Origin of the sequence: Saccharothrix sp. CB00851 (assembly GCF_001905065.1) — a bacterium.
Lineage (GTDB): Bacteria > Actinomycetota > Actinomycetes > Mycobacteriales > Pseudonocardiaceae > Actinosynnema.
On record NZ_LWLC01000065.1, the window covers coordinates 136,705 to 151,200 of the forward strand.

A 14,496-nucleotide genomic window follows, 5' to 3' on the forward strand; every position below is an offset into this window, starting at 1 on the left:
CGATGGGATTCCTCGCAGGTCGTCACGTCCTGGTCGCCGGCGCCGGGGTGACCGGCCGGTCCGCGGCGGAGGCGTTGCTGGCGGCGGACGCGGTCGTCACGGTGACCGACGGTTCGGCCGACCGGCTCGCCGCGCTGGAGCAGCTGCTGACCGGCGTGACGCTGACGCCCGGTCTGGTGGAGCCGCCGTCCGGCACGGATCTGGTCGTGACCAGCCCGGGGTGGCGTCCGTCCAGCCCGTTGCTGGAGGCGGCGACGGCGGCGGGCATCGAGGTGATCGGCGAGGTCGAGCTGGCCTGGCGGATGGGGCTGGAACTGGCCGACCCGCCGACGTGGCTCGCGGTGACCGGGACCAACGGCAAGACCACGACGGTCGGGATGCTGGAGTCGATCCTGCGCGCGGCGGGGATCGACGCGGTGGCGTGCGGCAACGTCGGGCTGCCCGTGGTGGACGCGCTGCTGGCCGGTCGGCGGGTGCTGGCGGTGGAGCTGTCGAGCTTCCAGCTGCACTGGTCGCCGTCCGTGCGGCCGTTCGCCGGGGTGCTGCTGAACCTGGCCGAGGACCACTTGGACTGGCACGGCACGTTCGAGGCGTACGCGTCGGCGAAGGCCGGTGTGCTGACCGGTGAGGTCGCCGTCGGTGGGGTGGACGATCCGGTGGTGGCGCAGCTGTTGGCCTCTTCGCCGGCTGCTTCGCACGTCGGTTTCACGCTCGGGTCGCCGGAGGAAGGCCAGCTCGGCGTGCACGACGGGCAGTTGGTCGACCGGGCGTTCGGGCCTGAGGACGAGGTGTTGCTGCCGGTCGCCGACGTGCACCCCGGTGGGCCGCCCGGGATCGCCGACGCCCTGGCGGCGGCGGCTCTGGCCCGTGCGCACGGCGTGCCGGCTTCGGCGGTGGCTCGCGGGTTGCGCGACTTCAAGCCCGGGGCGCACCGGGCCGTGCTGGTGACGACGGTTGATGGTGTTGCCTACGTCAACGACTCCAAGGCCACCAATCCGCACGCGGCGGCTGCGTCGTTGCGGTCGCACGAGAGCGTCGTGTGGGTGGCCGGTGGGCTGCTCAAGGGCGCTTCGGTGGACGAGTTGGTCCGGGATGAGGGGCATCGGTTGCGCGGGGCGGTGTTGATCGGGACGGACCGCGAGGTGATCGCCTCGGCGTTGGCCCGGCACGCGCCTTCGGTGCCGGTGGCGGTGCTGGACGACGCTTCCATGGAGGACGCCGTGCGCGCCGCGCGTTCGATGGCTCAGGCGGGTGACGCCGTCGTGCTGGCCCCGGCGGCGGCGTCGATGGACATGTTCACCGACTACGCCCATCGCGGCCAGGCGTTCACCGACGCGGTCCTGGGGTTGGTTCAGCACGGGGAGTGATCATCGAGGACCCGGTCGGGGTCCTTGAGGTAGGTGTGCGCGCAGTCGATCACCGGGCACGGCCAGGTGCTGCGGCAGCTCAGGCACAGCCCTGAGGCGTCCGCCTTGTGCGTGCTCAACGTGCCCCTGAGTGCCGCGATCAGGCGGGGGACTTCGGTGCGGGCGACGGCGAGCACGGTGTTCTCGTCGGTGTCCTGGTCGTTGGTCAGCAGTTCGACGGTGTCCAGGTAGCCGAGCATGTCCTGGTTCAGCAGGTGGTGGGCGCGAGCGAGCGCAGCAGAGATCATGCGGGCAAAGGTGCACCTCATCGGCCTGCGGTGCAACACGGCATCCTGCGTATCGGCAGAAGTTCACCCGATCAGTGGTCCTGTTTCCCGCTAATGTCGCACCATGTCGCAGAACCAAGGCCCGGGAGTCCGGCGGCGCGTCCTAGCGAGCGCGCTGACCCAACTCCGCGAGGAGGCAGGCCTCGACTTCGATGACGTGGTCGAGAACCTGGGCTACTCGAAGTCCAAGATCAGTCGCATCGAGTCGGCGTACACCGGAGTGTCCATAGTAGACACCAAGGCGCTCGCGGATCTTTACGGGGCCTCTCCGGAGAAGACCGCCTTGTTGCTGCGGTTGGCGAAGGTCGCCAAGAAGCGCGGCTGGTGGCACGTGTACGGCGATGTCCTGTTCGACTGGTTCTCCGAGTACGTGGTCCTGGAGTCCGAGGCCACGGCGGTCAACATCTTCGAGATCGACCTGATCCCCGGCCTGTTCCAAACTCCCGCCTATGCATGGTGGTCGATGCGTGCCTACGCGCCGGACGCTACCGACGAGGTGATCAACAAGCGGGCGGAGTTGCGCCAAACCCGACAGCGTCGAGTGGAGGATGGGTCGCTATCGGTGTGGGCGATCATCGACGAAGCGGCCCTGCACCGGGAGGTCGGCGGCCACGAGGTGCACGCAGAACAGTTGAACCACCTGTCCAAGCTGGTCGAGCGACCCAATGTGACGCTCCAGGTGTTGCCCTTCGGTAAAGGGCAGCACATGGCGATGGGTACCGCGTTTCGGTTGTTGAAGTTCCTGGACTTCCCGAGTGTGGTCTACATCGAGAACCTGACCGGCGGCCTCTATTTGGATGAAGCGGCCGAGGTTGCGCGGTATAGCCTGGTGCTGGATCACCTGCGAGCCACGGCGCTCGACCCGAACGAGTCGTTTGCGCTGATCAGGCGGGTGATCGGTGACCTCTAGCTCGGCCGAGGGGAACGCGATGTGGTCGGAGTGGCGTAAGAGCAGCCGCAGCAACGGTGGTGGCGAGTGCGTCGAGCTGTCGGTCTGGCGCAAGAGCAGCCGCAGCAACGGCGGCGGTGCGTGCGTCGAGGTGGCTGTTGCGGCTGACGCGTTCCGGGTCCGGGACAGCAAGAACGCGGCCGGTCCGGTGCTGGAGTTCGACGGGCGGGCGATGGAGGTTTTCCTCGCCCAGGCGAGGCGGGGCACTCTCGATCACGCTTGACGAGGTAGCCGCCTCGGTACGTCACCGAGGTCTTGGACGTCTCGTTGCAGGACAGCGAGAAGTCGTGGATCGGCGTGAACTTCGGCTGTGTGCCGCCACTCGCTGACGAGTTGCGTCACCGGAGCCGGCGTGCCCAGCGAGTCAGCGGCCTCGAGCGTCTCCACGAGTTCGACCGTGAACGCCCGCAGGTCTTCGCGCGGCAGAAACCGAACCCAAGGGAACACCTGGGGCATCACATCGGCCACCAAGTCCCGGACACCTTCGCTGTGTCGCATCAGCGCGACGAAGAGCGCCGTGGTGGTCGAGACGATCTCGTGCGCCTCCTCGGCCCTGCTGACCGTGGTGAGCACCAGGTCTTCCTCGTGACCGCGACGGCGGACCAACAGTGTCCGGCTCGGCGACTCCTGAAGCTTGCGAACGGAGTCGGCTGGCTTGTTGGACAGATCACTGAAATTGATCTCGGTCGCTGCGGGCAGCATAGTTGCAAGGTAGTTTAAAACTCGTGGGGATGCCGCTCGACACGTCTGCGGGTGATTGACGATGATCACGGGCGCGTCGCGCGACACGCGGGCGATTGTCGGCAGTCGTCGCCGTCGTCGGGAGACGATGGGCGCATGACTGCGGTGGACCGGAAGCCGGTGGGGGAGCGACCGCCCAGAGCGCAGCGCACCAAGCGCGTGGTCGCGGTGCGGACGTCGTTGACGGCTTGGCTCGGCCGTCCTCTCGCGGACTTCCACCTGCTGCTCGCGATCTTCGGCATGCTGACCGTGCTCGGCCTGATCATGGTGCTGTCCGCGTCCGCCCCCGGTGAGGTGGCCGAAGGTGCCTCGGCCTACAGCGTGTTCAAGAAGCAACTGCTGTACGTGGGTGTCGGCGCGATCGTCTTCCTGATCGTCCTGCGCATACCACTGCGCACCATCCGGCACGGCAGCACGATGGCGATGCTCGTCTCCGTCATCCTGCTCGTCCTCGTGCTGACCCCCCTCGGCACGGTCCTGAGCGGTGCGCAGTCGTGGTTCACCGTCGGACCCATCTCGTTCCAGCCGATCGAACCCGCGAAGCTCGCCTTGGCGCTGTGGGGTGCGCACGTCCTGGTCACCAAGCGAGCCCTGCTGGACCAGTACCGGCACCTGCTGGTCCCAGTCGTCCCGGTGGCGATGCTGGTGTTCGCGCTGGTGATGCTGCAACCCGACCTCGGCGGCACGATCACGCTGGGTGTCGTGCTGATCAGCCTGCTCTGGTTCGTCGGCGCGCCCATGCGGATCTTCGGGATCATCGCGATCGGGGCGGTGACCGGTGCGCTCGTCCTGGCCCTCGGCGCGGACTACCGGTCCAGGCGCGTGCAGACGTTCCTCAACCCCGGCGCCGATCCGCAGGGTGACGGTCTGCAGGCGTTGCAGGCGCTGTACGCGCTGGCGGAGGGCGGGTTCTTCGGCAAGGGCCTCACCAACGGCAGCTCGAAGTGGCGGTATTTGCCGAACGTGCACAGCGACTTCATCTTCGCCGTGATCGGCGAGGAGCTGGGGTTCATCGGCTGCGTGCTGGTGCTGGGCCTGTTCGCCCTGCTCACCGTGGTCGGCCTGCGGATCGCGGCGCGCAACACCGACCCGTGGATCCGGATGGTGGCCGCGACGTTGACGGTCTGGCTCGTCGCGCAGGCCGCGATCAACATCGGCTACGTCGTGCAGTTGCTGCCGGTCACCGGCATCACGTTGCCGATGATCTCCTCCGGCGGCACGTCGGTCGTCACCACGATGCTCGTGTTCGGCATCCTGGCCAACTGCGCCCGGCACGAGCCGGAAGCGGTGTCGGCGCTGCGGTCCCTCGGACCAGGTCGGGTCGGCGGCGTGCTGAAGCTGCCGGCGCCCGAGGTCTACAAGCCGCCGCGCAAGCGCCGTCCCGTGCGACCCTCCCCGCCGCCGCGCAGCCGCAAGGCCGCGCCACCGCCCGTGGACGAGCGGAGGATGGCCGGTCGTCACGCTCCGCCGTCGGAGTACCGTCGTCGCGAATCCCGAAAGGCAGGCCAGGACCGGGACGCGCGGTCCAGGCGGCGTGACGGGCGTTAGCGGTACCGGACGACGAGCGGTACATCGACGCGAGGAGGAAGTGCGTGACCGGGGTTCCCCAGCAGGCCGGACCGTGCGTGGTGGTCGCCGGAGGCGGCACCGCCGGGCACATCGAGCCAGCCCTGGCCCTGGCCGACGCGGTCATGCGGCTCCGGCCCGACGCGCGGGTCGTCGCGCTCGGCACGGAGCGCGGTCTGGAGAACAGACTCGTGCCCGCCCGCGGCTACCCGCTGGAGCTGATCCCGCCGGTGCCCATGCCGCGCAAGCCCACGGCCGACCTGCTCAAGCTGCCGCTGCGGGTGCGTGGCGCCGTCAAGCACACGCGTGAGGTGCTGGACCGGATCCACGCGGACGTCGTGGTCGGCTTCGGCGGCTACGTCGCGCTGCCCGCGTACCTCGCCGCCCGCGGCCGGGTGCCGATCGTCGTGCACGAGGCCAACGCCAAAGCGGGCCTGGCCAACAAGGTCGGCGCGAAGTTCGCCGAACGGGTCGCCGCCGCGGTGCCCGACTCGGGCCTGACCGACGCCGAGATCATCGGCATCCCGCTGCGCTACTCGATCACCTCCCTCAAGCGCGCCGAACTGCGGCAGCAGGCCCGCGCCCACTTCGGCCTGCACCCGACCGCGCCGACGCTGCTGGTGTTCGGCGGCTCGCAGGGCGCCCGGTCGATCAACAACGCGGTGTCCGCCGCCGCGCCCGCGTTCGCCCAGGCGGGCATCGCGGTGCTGCACGCGCACGGGCCCAAGAACACCGTCGCCGTGCAGTCGGTGCCGGGCGCGGCGCCGTACGTGCCCGTGCCGTACCTGGACCGGATGGACCTCGCCTACGCGGCGGCGGACGCGGTGCTGTGCCGGTCCGGCGCGATGACGGTCGCCGAGGTGTCGGCCGTCGGCCTGCCCGCGGTGTTCGTGCCGCTGCCCATCGGCAACGGCGAGCAGTCGCTCAACGCCCGTCCCGTGGTCGACGCGGGCGGCGGGCTGCTGGTGCCGGACGAGCAGCTGACGCCGGAGTGGATCTCGGCGAACGTCGTCCCGCTCGTGTCCGACCGCAACCGGCTGGCCGCGATGACCACGGCCACGCTGAGCACCGGCCACCGCTCGGCCGACGAGGTGCTGGCCCGCATGGTGCTCGAGGTGATCAAGAAGTGAGCGACGTCCTGGACCGCGTGCACCTCGTCGGCATCGGCGGCGCGGGCATGAGCGGCATCGCCCGGATCCTCCTCGCCCGCGGCGCGCAGGTGTCCGGCTCGGACGCCAAGGACTCGCGCACCGTGCTCGCGCTGCGGGCGCAGGGCGCGGCGATCGCGGTCGGCCACGCCGGCGCGAACCTCGACCAGCTGCCGGACGGCCCCACGGCGGTCGTCGTGTCCACCGCGATCCGCGAGGACAACCCGGAACTGGTGGAGGCCCGCGCCCGCGGCACGGTCGTGCTGCGGCGGGCCGAGGCGCTGGCCGCGCTGATGCTCGACCACCGGGTGGCGTGCGTCGCCGGCACGCACGGCAAGACGTCCACCACCTCCATGCTCACGGTCGCTCTGCAACATTGCCGGATGGACCCGTCGTTCGCGATCGGCGGCGACCTCAACGAGTCCGGTGCGAACGCCCACCAGGGCACCGGTGGCGTGTTCGTCGCCGAGGCCGACGAGAGCGACGGCTCGTTCCTCTACTTCTCGCCGTCGGTCGCGGTCGTGACCAACGTCGAGGCCGACCACCTTGACCACCACGGCACCGTAGAGGCGTACGTGGCGGTCTTCGACTCGTTCCTGGAGCGCATCCAGCCCGACGGCGTGCTGATCGCGTGCGCGGACGACCCCGGCTCGGCGGCGCTGGCGGAACGGGCCGCGAAGCTCGGCATCCGGGTCCGCGCGTACGGCCGCACGGCCACCGGCCCCGGCTCGGTCCGCCTGGTCGACTACCGGCCCGCCGACTCCGGCGGCGTCGCCGAGGTCGAGCTGGACGGCGAGACGCTGGACGTGCGCGTGGCCGTGCCGGGTGAGCACATGGCGGGCAACGCCATCGCCGCCCTCGTCGCCGCGCTGGAGCTGGGCGCGGACCGCCAGGGCGTGCTGATCGGCCTGGCCGCGTTCGGCGGCGTCCGCCGGCGGTTCGAGTTCAAGGGCCAGGCCAGGGGCGTGCGGGTCTACGACGACTACGCGCACCACCCCACCGAGGTCGCCGCCCAGATCGCCGCCGCACGCCCGGTCGCCGGCGACGGCAAGCTGGTCGTGGTGTTCCAGCCGCACCTGTACTCGCGGACCCGGCTGTTCGCCGAGGAGTTCGCCGCCGCGCTGAGCACGGCCGACGCGGTCGTCGTGCTCGACGTCTACGGCGCGCGCGAGGAACCGGAGCCCGGCGTCACCGGCGCGCTGGTCTCGGGCCTGGTGTCGCTGGACGTCGGCAAGGTGGTCTACGAGCCGTCGTTCGACCGGGTGCCCGCGCTGGTGGCGAGCATGGTCGGAGAAGGCGACCTGGTGGTGACCATGGGCGCGGGTGACGTGACCATGCTCGGGCCGGAGATCGTCGGGGAACTGGACCGGACATGAGCACGCAGGCGCCGCGTCGTCGTCAGGGCGCGGGCAACCCCGGCTCCCGCCCGGCGGCGCGTCGCCGTCCGTCCCGCCGTCCCTCGCGGGCCGACCTGCACCGGCGCAAGGTGGTCCGCCGCCGGGTCATCACGATCCTCGCGATGTTCGTGGTGACCGTCGTCGTGTGCACGGTCTGGTTCACGCCCGCGCTCGGCGTCCGCGAGGTCGAGGTGCGCGGCATCGCCGCCCTGACCGGCGACGAGGTCCGCACCGCCGCCGCGATCGAACCGGGCACGCCGTTGGTGCGGCTGGACGTCGACGCCGTCGCCGCCCGGGTCCGCGAACTGCCGCGCGTCGCCGGGGTCGAGGTGGAGCGGGTCGTGCCCAACACCGTGCGGCTCACCGTGGACGAGCGGGACCCCGTAGCGGTGATCAAAGCGCCCGAGGGCGCGCACCTGGTCGACGCGACCGGCAAGGACTACGCGACCGTCGTGCAGCCGCCGGACGGGCTGCCGGAACTGAAGGTGTCGCCGGACGCGCTCGGCGCCGCGGTGGCCGTGCTCACGCAGCTGCCCGAGTCGTTGCGCCGGGACGTGCTCAGCGTCACCGCGGACTCGCCGTCGGACGTGCGGCTGGCCCTGACCGCCGGCCGCGAGGCCCGTTGGGGCTCCTCCGCCGACACGGCGCGCAAGGCCGCCGTGCTGGCGGTCCTGCTGACCCGCAAGGGCACCGTGTTCGACGTGTCCAGCCCCGAGCTGCCCACCGTCTCGTAAACCTCGGGACGCGGTGAACACCGCCACACGGCGTATCCGCGAAAGTCGATCGTCCGCGCCCGGCCCCGCGGTGATACTTCGGGTATGACGCAGACGCCGGTGGACAACCGGATCGAACTCCCGTACACCGGCGACGAACGCACCCTGCTGTCCGGGTTCCTGGACTTCCTGCGCGGGACGATCGAGTTCAAGTGCGCCGGGCTCGGCGACGCCGACGCGGCGCGATCGGTGCTCCCGTCGCAGCTCAACACGGCCGCGGGCATCGTCAAGCACCTGCGGTGGGTCGAGCACTACTGGTTCGAGGTGGCGTTGGCCGGACGGCCGTCGCGCGCGCCCTACACGCGTGAGGACCCGGACGCCGATTGGCGCATCGAGCCGGGCGAGACGATCTCGGGATTGATCGCCGACTACGCTGAGCAGTGCGCGGTGAGTCGGGAACTCGTCGCGGGCCTCGACCTCGACCACGAGGTGGCGTTCCGCGGCGACAAGCGCCTTTCCGCGCGCTGGGTGCTGATCCACATGATCGAGGAAACGGGTCGGCACGCAGGGCACCTGGACGTGGTGCGGGAACTGCTCGACGGGGTGACCGGCGAGTAGAGACCACTCACCCGGTCAGGACACAACACGGCGTGGCTGCTAGACCGAGGCATACGTGGTGCATAACGTTCAGCAGGAACATACGGGGTTGACATAACTCTGAACCTCTGGTTGAGAGTTTCAATCCGGGTGGAGATCCGTCCGGGCTGTGACACCGGTGGTCATCCACTCCAGCACATGAGCACGGACACGATCAGGAAGGCGGACCGATGACGCCCCCGCACAACTACCTCGCGGTGATAAAGGTCGTCGGCATCGGCGGTGGCGGTGTCAACGCCGTCAACCGCATGATCGAGGTCGGGCTCAAGGGCGTCGAGTTCATCGCGGTGAACACCGACGCCCAGGCGCTGCTCATGTCGGACGCCGACGTGAAGCTCGACATCGGCCGCGAACTCACCCGCGGCCTCGGTGCAGGCGCCAACCCCGAAGTCGGCCACAAGGCGGCCGAAGACCACCGCGAGGAGATCGAGGAAGTCCTCAAGGGCGCGGACATGGTGTTCGTGACCGCGGGCGAGGGCGGTGGCACGGGCACCGGCGGCGCGCCCGTCGTCGCCTCGATCGCCCGCAAGCTCGGCGCGTTGACCATCGGTGTGGTCACGCGGCCGTTCTCGTTCGAGGGCAAGCGCCGCGCCAAGCAGGCCGAAGAGGGCATCCAGGCGCTGCGCAACGAGTGCGACACCCTCATCGTGATCCCGAACGACCGGCTGCTGCAGCTCGGCGACATCGGCGTCTCGCTGATGGACGCGTTCCGCTCCGCGGACGAGGTGCTGCTGTCCGGTGTCCAGGGCATCACCGACCTGATCACCACCCCCGGTCTGATCAACCTCGACTTCGCCGACGTGAAGTCCGTCATGTCCGGCGCGGGCAGCGCGTTGATGGGCATCGGCTCGGCGCGCGGTGAGGGTCGTGCGGTCCAGGCCGCCCAGAAGGCCATCAACTCGCCGTTGCTGGAAGCGTCGATGGAGGGTGCGCACGGCGTGCTGCTCTCGATCGCCGGTGGCAGCGACCTCGGGCTGTTCGAGATCAACGAGTCGGCGTCGCTGGTGCAGGAGGCGGCGCACCCCGACGCGAACATCATCTTCGGTACGGTCATCGACGACTCGCTCGGCGACGAGGTCCGGGTCACGGTGATCGCGGCGGGTTTTGACAGTGGCGGGCCGACGCACAAGAAGCTGGAGCCGCAGGCCCTGTCCAGCCCGCCGCGTGGCACGGCGGTGGCCTCGGCCACCGCGGGTCAGGTGAACCACAACCCGCAGCCCCAGCCGGTGCAGCAGGTCCAGCCGGTCCAGCCGCAGCCTCAGCCCGTGCCGCAGGTGGAGCAGCCGGTCGTCCCGCCGCGACCGACCGTGCCGCAGCAGCCGCAGTCCGGGCAGGGCAACGGCCAGCCGTCGCCCTACGCCACGCCGCAGCCGACCATGCCGAGGTCGCTGTCGCCGGGCGTGCCGGGCAACACCGGCGGCTCGCTGCCGAGCCGGGCCGTGCCAGTGACCGACGACCCCGACGACGAGGTCGACGTCCCCCCGTTCATGCGCCGCTGACCGCGAGAGTCCAACGCTCAGCGCGCGAGAGTCCAACGCTCACGCCGCGCGTGTCCTACGTTCAGAACGCGCGTGTCCTACGTTCAGAACGCGCGTGTCCTACGTTCAGAACGCGCGTGTCCTACGTTCAGGACCCCCGAGTTCAACACTCAGAGCCGCCCAGCCGGGTCCGAGGGTCGAACCCGGGGGTCCTGAGCGTTGAATTCAGGTGTTCTGAGCGTTGGACACTCGCGTTCCGAACGTAGGACACGCGCGGGCTGAGTGTTGGACTCTCGGGTCTGGGAAGCTTGGGGGGTGCGCATCCGTCGTGTCCTGACCACCCGCGAAGGCGGCGTGTCGAAACCCCCGTACGACTCCTTCAACCTGGGCGACCACGTCGGTGACGACCCGGCCGCCGTCGAGGCCAACCGGAAGCGGCTCGCCGAGGGCATCGGGCTCGAACCGGACCGGCTGGTCTGGATGGAACAGGTGCACGGCCGCACGGTCGCGGTCGTGGACGGGCCGGTGGGTGAGCCGCTGGAGGCCACGGACGCCGTGGTGACGAAGCGGGAGCGGCTGGGGCTGGTGGTGCTGACGGCCGACTGCGTGCCGGTGCTGCTCGGCGACCCCGAGGCCGGTGTGATCGGCGCCGTGCACGCCGGACGGGTCGGCGCCCGCGTCGGGGTGATCCCCGCGACCCTGGACCGCATGGTCGAGCTGGGCGCCCACAAGGACCGGATCGAGGTGCTGCTCGGCCCGGCCGTCTGCGGCCAGTGCTACGAGGTGCCCGCCGCGATGCGCGACGACGTCGAGAAGCACCTCCCCGGCAGCGCGGCCAAGACCCGGTCCGGCAAGCCCGCCCTCGACCTGCGTGCCGGCATCTGGCAGCAGTTCGCCGACGCGGGTGTCGGCAAGATCGGCGTCGACCCCCGCTGCACGGTCGAGGAGAAGTCCCTGTTCAGCCACCGCCGTGACCCGGGAACGGGACGGCTCGCGGGTGTCATCTGGATGGAACCGTGAACCGGCGCGAAGAGCTGGCCCTCTCGCTGGCCGAGGTCGAGGACCGCATCGCCAAGGCGTGCGCGGCCGTCGGGAGGTCACCCGACGAGGTCGAGCTGCTGGCCGTCACCAAGACGTTCCCGGCGCAGGACGTGGCGATCCTGAGCGACCTCGGGCTCACCGCCTTCGCCGAGAACCGCGACCAGGAGGCGAGCCGCAAGGCCGCCGAGTTCGCCGAACTGCGCCCGGGCGCCACGGCCAAGTGGCACATGGTCGGCTCGCTCCAGCGCAACAAGGCCAAGTCGGTCCTCCGCTGGGCCGACCGGATCGACACCGTCGACTCGATCCGGCTCGCCGACGCCGTCGCCAAGGCCGCCACCGAACCGACCGAGGTGCTGATCCAGGTCAGCATCGACGGCGACGAGGCCCGCGGCGGCCACCCGATCGGTGACCTTCCGCGACTCGCCGATCACGTAGCACGTTCGAGTGAACTTATTTTCCGGGGTGTGATGACCGTCGCACCCCTTGGGATGTCTCCACAGCAGGCGTTTGCCGCTCTATACGAAGCGGTAACCCGCTTGCGGGTCGATCATCCCGATGCCACCGTGATCTCGGCGGGGATGAGCGGTGACCTGGAGGATGCGATCGCGCACGGATCCACGTGCGTGCGTGTCGGAACAGCGTTGCTGGGCAGCCGGAGACTAGCCTCGCCGTAACTGTCTGGAACCTCTGGGACGGCCGCGACGTCCTTGCGGGTAGGGATCTCGGCGGAGGAAGGGCTCGAACCATGAGCGGGTTTCACAAGCTGAAGGCCTACTTCGGGATGGTCCCCGCCGAGTACGCCGACGACCCCGCGGCCTACGACGACGACCGGCGCTACCCGGACTACCGGTCCGACTACGCCGACTCGGACGACTACGAGCCGTACCCGGAGCAGCGCACCCCGCGCCGCCGTTCCCTCAACGGCTACCGCGCCGAGCTGGACGACGCGGACGACTACGAGCCGGAGCGCGGCGCACGCCCGCGCCGGCCGTGGAGCCCGGACACGCACGGTGCGCTGGCCGTGGAGCCGCAGCGCGAGCCGGTGGGCAGGCTGCGGCCCGCCCCGGAGCCCGCGAGCCAGCCGCTGGGCCGCATCACCACGCTGCACCCGCGCAGCTACAACGAGGCGCGGACCATCGGCGAGCACTACCGCGACGGCACCCCGGTGATCATGAACCTCACCGACATGAACGACGCGGACGCCAAGCGGCTGGTCGACTTCGCGGCCGGTCTGGCGTTCGCGCTGCGGGGCTCGATCGACAAGGTCACCAACAAGGTGTTCCTTCTCTCACCTCCGAACATCGACGTGACGGCGGAGGACCGCAGGCGACTCGCTGAGGGTGGGTTCCTCAACCAGGGCTGAGTGGTGGCACAGTTGAGCATGTGGATGCCCTCTGGCTCGTGGTCTACTACGTGTTGTTCTCGTTCTGGCTGCTGCTCACGGCGCGTGTCGTCGTGGAGCTCGTCCGTAGTTTCGCCAGGGGATGGCGACCTGCGGGCGGCGTGGCGGTGGCGCTTGAGACCGTCTACACCGTGACCGATCCTCCGGTCCGCTTGCTGCGTCGGATCATCCCGACCGTGCGGATCGGCGGCATCGGACTGGACTTGTCCATTATTGTGCTGTTGCTGGTCGTTATCATTCTGATGCGAGTAGCCGATCCCAGGCCGTTGTGAGGGGACAGGGTCCAGGGATCTCCACAGCCCAGGAGTGCGTGAGGTGATCTGATGCCGTTGACCCCCGCGGACGTGCACAACGTCGCGTTCAGCAAGCCGCCGATTGGCAAGCGGGGCTACAACGAGGACGAGGTGGACGCGTTCCTCGACCTGGTTGAGGGCGAACTGGCCCGCCTGATCGAGGAGAACAACGACCTGCGCCAGCAGGTCGAGCAGCTCGACCAGCAGGTCGAGACCGCGCGTGCCGACCTCGAAGACGCCAGGGCGAAGGTTGCCGCAGGCGTCGGCCCGAGCCGCGTCGTGGACGAGCCCCGCAGGCTCGCTCCGGTGCCGCCCCCTTCGGCGCTGGAGCAGACCTCGCCCGGCGGTGGTGGTGACCACCACGTGCAGGCCGCCAAGGTGCTCGGCCTGGCCCAGGAGATGGCCGACCGGCTCACCGGCGAGGCCAAGGCCGAGGCGGACGGGATGCTGTCCGAGGCCCGGACCAAGTCCGAGCAGCTGCTGTCCGAGGCGCGAGCCAAGGCCGACACCATGGTCAACGAGGCGCGCACGCGTGCCGAGACCATGCTCAACGACGCGCGGACCCGCGCCGAGACGCTGGAGCGGCAGGCCCGTGAGAAGGCCAGCGCGCTCGACCGCGACGCGCAGCGCAAGCACGCCGAGGTGATGGGCAACATCACCCAGGAGAAGAACACGCTCGAGAAGCAGATCGACAAGCTGCAGACCTTCGAGCGCGAGTACCGCACCAGGCTCAAGACCATGCTCGAGTCGTCGCTGCGCGACCTGCAGGACCGCGGCCCGGCCGCGCCGTCCGACGGTCGTCAGCAGGGTGGGTACTCCTTCGGGGCGCGCGCCGAAGCCGGCTGATCGGCGATGCTGATCTAGTCTGCTGGACGTGCTCTACATAGTCCTGCTGTTGGTGCTGGCAGCCCTGGGGTTGCTCGTGCCCGCGCTGACCAGCGCCCAGACGCACTGGGCCTGGTTGTCCGTGGGTGCGAGCGGGGCCGCTGCCGTGGTCCTGGTGCTCGACTGGTGGCTCCGCCGCCGGTCGGGTCCCCGGGCTGCCGGCACCGCAGTTGTTGATCACCAGGTTAGCGGTGGTGATCAACCGGCCGTGCCGGAGGGTGTCGAGGACGAACCTCCGAAAAGTCCACCCGATCAGGCACATCTCGAACCTGGCGAGGAGGACACGGACGCGGCCGACGCCTTGATCGTGAGCGAACTCACGGACGAGGTGCGGGTGCTGGACGAACGTCCCCGCTACCACCTCGCCGAGTGCTCCTGGCTCGGCTCCCGGTCGTCGCTCGGCCTGCCGGTCGACGAGGCGCGCCGGCTCGGCTTCACGCCGTGCGCGGTCTGCCGCCCGGACGCCGGCCTCGCGGCGCGCAAGCGGACCGCGGACCGGTCGGGGACCTCGGCGGACTGAAGCCGGTGGGCGG

General features: G+C 70.1%; 17 protein-coding genes. 15 read left to right on the plus strand and 2 right to left on the minus strand.

Annotated features, from left to right (window positions below; translation table 11 throughout):
* Positions 1-2 precede the first annotated feature (2 nt).
* Positions 3-1,367, plus strand: a complete 1,365-nt coding sequence (gene murD / locus A6A25_RS40360) for a UDP-N-acetylmuramoyl-L-alanine--D-glutamate ligase (protein ID WP_073899642.1) — start codon at positions 3-5, stop codon at positions 1,365-1,367.
* Here the strand turns inward: murD and A6A25_RS40365 are convergent.
* Complete coding sequence (locus tag A6A25_RS40365; RefSeq protein WP_073899644.1) at positions 1,352-1,654, minus strand: hypothetical protein; 303 nt, start codon at positions 1,652-1,654, stop codon at positions 1,352-1,354. The genes murD and A6A25_RS40365 overlap by 16 nt on opposite strands.
* A gap of 103 nt (positions 1,655-1,757) precedes the next feature.
* On the opposite strand from A6A25_RS40365, the gene A6A25_RS40370 reads away from it, so the two are divergent.
* Together A6A25_RS40370 and A6A25_RS40375 are read left to right on the plus strand one after the other, a co-directional pair.
* Positions 1,758-2,603 (plus strand): helix-turn-helix domain-containing protein, encoded by an 846-nt coding sequence (locus A6A25_RS40370; protein ID WP_073899646.1) that lies wholly within the window; start codon positions 1,758-1,760, stop codon positions 2,601-2,603.
* On the plus strand, positions 2,593-2,865 hold the full coding sequence (locus tag A6A25_RS40375; protein ID WP_241829178.1) for a DUF397 domain-containing protein: 273 nt from the start codon (positions 2,593-2,595) through the stop codon (positions 2,863-2,865). The genes A6A25_RS40370 and A6A25_RS40375 overlap by 11 nt, the downstream gene beginning before the upstream one ends.
* Here the strand turns inward: A6A25_RS40375 and A6A25_RS40380 are convergent.
* The gene (locus A6A25_RS40380) at positions 2,856-3,431 is read right to left on the minus strand and encodes a hypothetical protein (RefSeq protein WP_241829179.1); all 576 of its coding nucleotides are present in this window, start codon (positions 3,429-3,431) and stop codon (positions 2,856-2,858) included. The two genes, A6A25_RS40375 and A6A25_RS40380, sit on opposite strands and share 10 nt — an antisense overlap.
* 48 nt (positions 3,432-3,479) lie before the next feature.
* On the opposite strand from A6A25_RS40380, the gene ftsW reads away from it, so the two are divergent.
* From ftsW to A6A25_RS40440, 12 genes are all read left to right on the plus strand, one after another.
* Entirely contained in the window at positions 3,480-4,931 is a 1,452-nt protein-coding gene (ftsW, locus tag A6A25_RS40385; RefSeq protein WP_073899650.1) for a putative lipid II flippase FtsW, read from the plus strand.
* A 44-nt stretch (positions 4,932-4,975) separates the two neighbouring features.
* On the plus strand, positions 4,976-6,079 hold the full coding sequence (gene murG / locus A6A25_RS40390) for an undecaprenyldiphospho-muramoylpentapeptide beta-N-acetylglucosaminyltransferase (protein ID WP_241829180.1): 1,104 nt from the start codon (positions 4,976-4,978) through the stop codon (positions 6,077-6,079).
* The gene (gene murC / locus A6A25_RS40395) at positions 6,076-7,473 is read left to right on the plus strand and encodes a UDP-N-acetylmuramate--L-alanine ligase (RefSeq protein ID WP_073899654.1); all 1,398 of its coding nucleotides are present in this window, start codon (positions 6,076-6,078) and stop codon (positions 7,471-7,473) included. The genes murG and murC overlap by 4 nt, the downstream gene beginning before the upstream one ends.
* Positions 7,470-8,228, plus strand: coding sequence for a cell division protein FtsQ/DivIB (locus A6A25_RS40400; protein WP_073899656.1), 759 nt, complete (start codon positions 7,470-7,472; stop codon positions 8,226-8,228). Before murC ends, A6A25_RS40400 begins: the two co-directional genes overlap by 4 nt.
* Positions 8,229-8,312: 84 nt before the next feature.
* Positions 8,313-8,825 (plus strand): DinB family protein, encoded by a 513-nt coding sequence (locus A6A25_RS40405; protein WP_073899658.1) that lies wholly within the window; start codon positions 8,313-8,315, stop codon positions 8,823-8,825.
* A 209-nt stretch (positions 8,826-9,034) separates the two neighbouring features.
* Positions 9,035-10,363 (plus strand): cell division protein FtsZ, encoded by a 1,329-nt coding sequence (gene ftsZ, locus A6A25_RS40410; RefSeq protein WP_073899660.1) that lies wholly within the window; start codon positions 9,035-9,037, stop codon positions 10,361-10,363.
* Between the two features lie 294 nt (positions 10,364-10,657).
* Positions 10,658-11,362, plus strand: a complete 705-nt coding sequence (pgeF, locus tag A6A25_RS40415; RefSeq protein WP_073899662.1) for a peptidoglycan editing factor PgeF — start codon at positions 10,658-10,660, stop codon at positions 11,360-11,362.
* The gene (locus A6A25_RS40420) at positions 11,359-12,057 is read left to right on the plus strand and encodes a YggS family pyridoxal phosphate-dependent enzyme (RefSeq protein ID WP_073899663.1); all 699 of its coding nucleotides are present in this window, start codon (positions 11,359-11,361) and stop codon (positions 12,055-12,057) included. Before pgeF ends, A6A25_RS40420 begins: the two co-directional genes overlap by 4 nt.
* A 71-nt stretch (positions 12,058-12,128) precedes the next feature.
* The gene (locus tag A6A25_RS40425) at positions 12,129-12,746 is read left to right on the plus strand and encodes a cell division protein SepF (protein WP_073899665.1); all 618 of its coding nucleotides are present in this window, start codon (positions 12,129-12,131) and stop codon (positions 12,744-12,746) included.
* A gap of 20 nt (positions 12,747-12,766) precedes the next feature.
* A complete protein-coding gene (locus A6A25_RS40430) occupies positions 12,767-13,057 on the plus strand; it encodes a YggT family protein (RefSeq protein ID WP_053715531.1) in 291 nt (96 codons plus the stop codon).
* A 51-nt stretch (positions 13,058-13,108) separates the two neighbouring features.
* The gene (gene wag31, locus A6A25_RS40435; RefSeq protein ID WP_073899667.1) at positions 13,109-13,924 is read left to right on the plus strand and encodes a DivIVA-like cell division protein Wag31; all 816 of its coding nucleotides are present in this window, start codon (positions 13,109-13,111) and stop codon (positions 13,922-13,924) included.
* Positions 13,925-13,952: 28 nt separating this feature from the next.
* A complete protein-coding gene (locus A6A25_RS40440) occupies positions 13,953-14,483 on the plus strand; it encodes a hypothetical protein (protein ID WP_073899669.1) in 531 nt (176 codons plus the stop codon).
* Positions 14,484-14,496: the final 13 nt, after the last annotated feature.

Coding starts and splice junctions, on each gene's coding strand:
- ftsW (WP_073899650.1), top strand. CDS start 3,480: ATGACTGCGGTGGACCGGAAGCCGGTGGGGGAGCGACCGCCCAGAGCG.
- murD (WP_073899642.1), top strand. CDS start 3: ATGGGATTCCTCGCAGGTCGTCACGTCCTGGTCGCCGGCGCCGGGGTG.
- wag31 (WP_073899667.1), top strand. CDS start 13,109: ATGCCGTTGACCCCCGCGGACGTGCACAACGTCGCGTTCAGCAAGCCG.
- A6A25_RS40425 (WP_073899665.1), top strand. CDS start 12,129: ATGAGCGGGTTTCACAAGCTGAAGGCCTACTTCGGGATGGTCCCCGCC.
- A6A25_RS40400 (WP_073899656.1), top strand. CDS start 7,470: ATGAGCACGCAGGCGCCGCGTCGTCGTCAGGGCGCGGGCAACCCCGGC.
- ftsZ (WP_073899660.1), top strand. CDS start 9,035: ATGACGCCCCCGCACAACTACCTCGCGGTGATAAAGGTCGTCGGCATC.
- A6A25_RS40365 (WP_073899644.1), bottom strand. CDS start 1,654: ATGATCTCTGCTGCGCTCGCTCGCGCCCACCACCTGCTGAACCAGGAC.
- A6A25_RS40370 (WP_073899646.1), top strand. CDS start 1,758: ATGTCGCAGAACCAAGGCCCGGGAGTCCGGCGGCGCGTCCTAGCGAGC.
- A6A25_RS40405 (WP_073899658.1), top strand. CDS start 8,313: ATGACGCAGACGCCGGTGGACAACCGGATCGAACTCCCGTACACCGGC.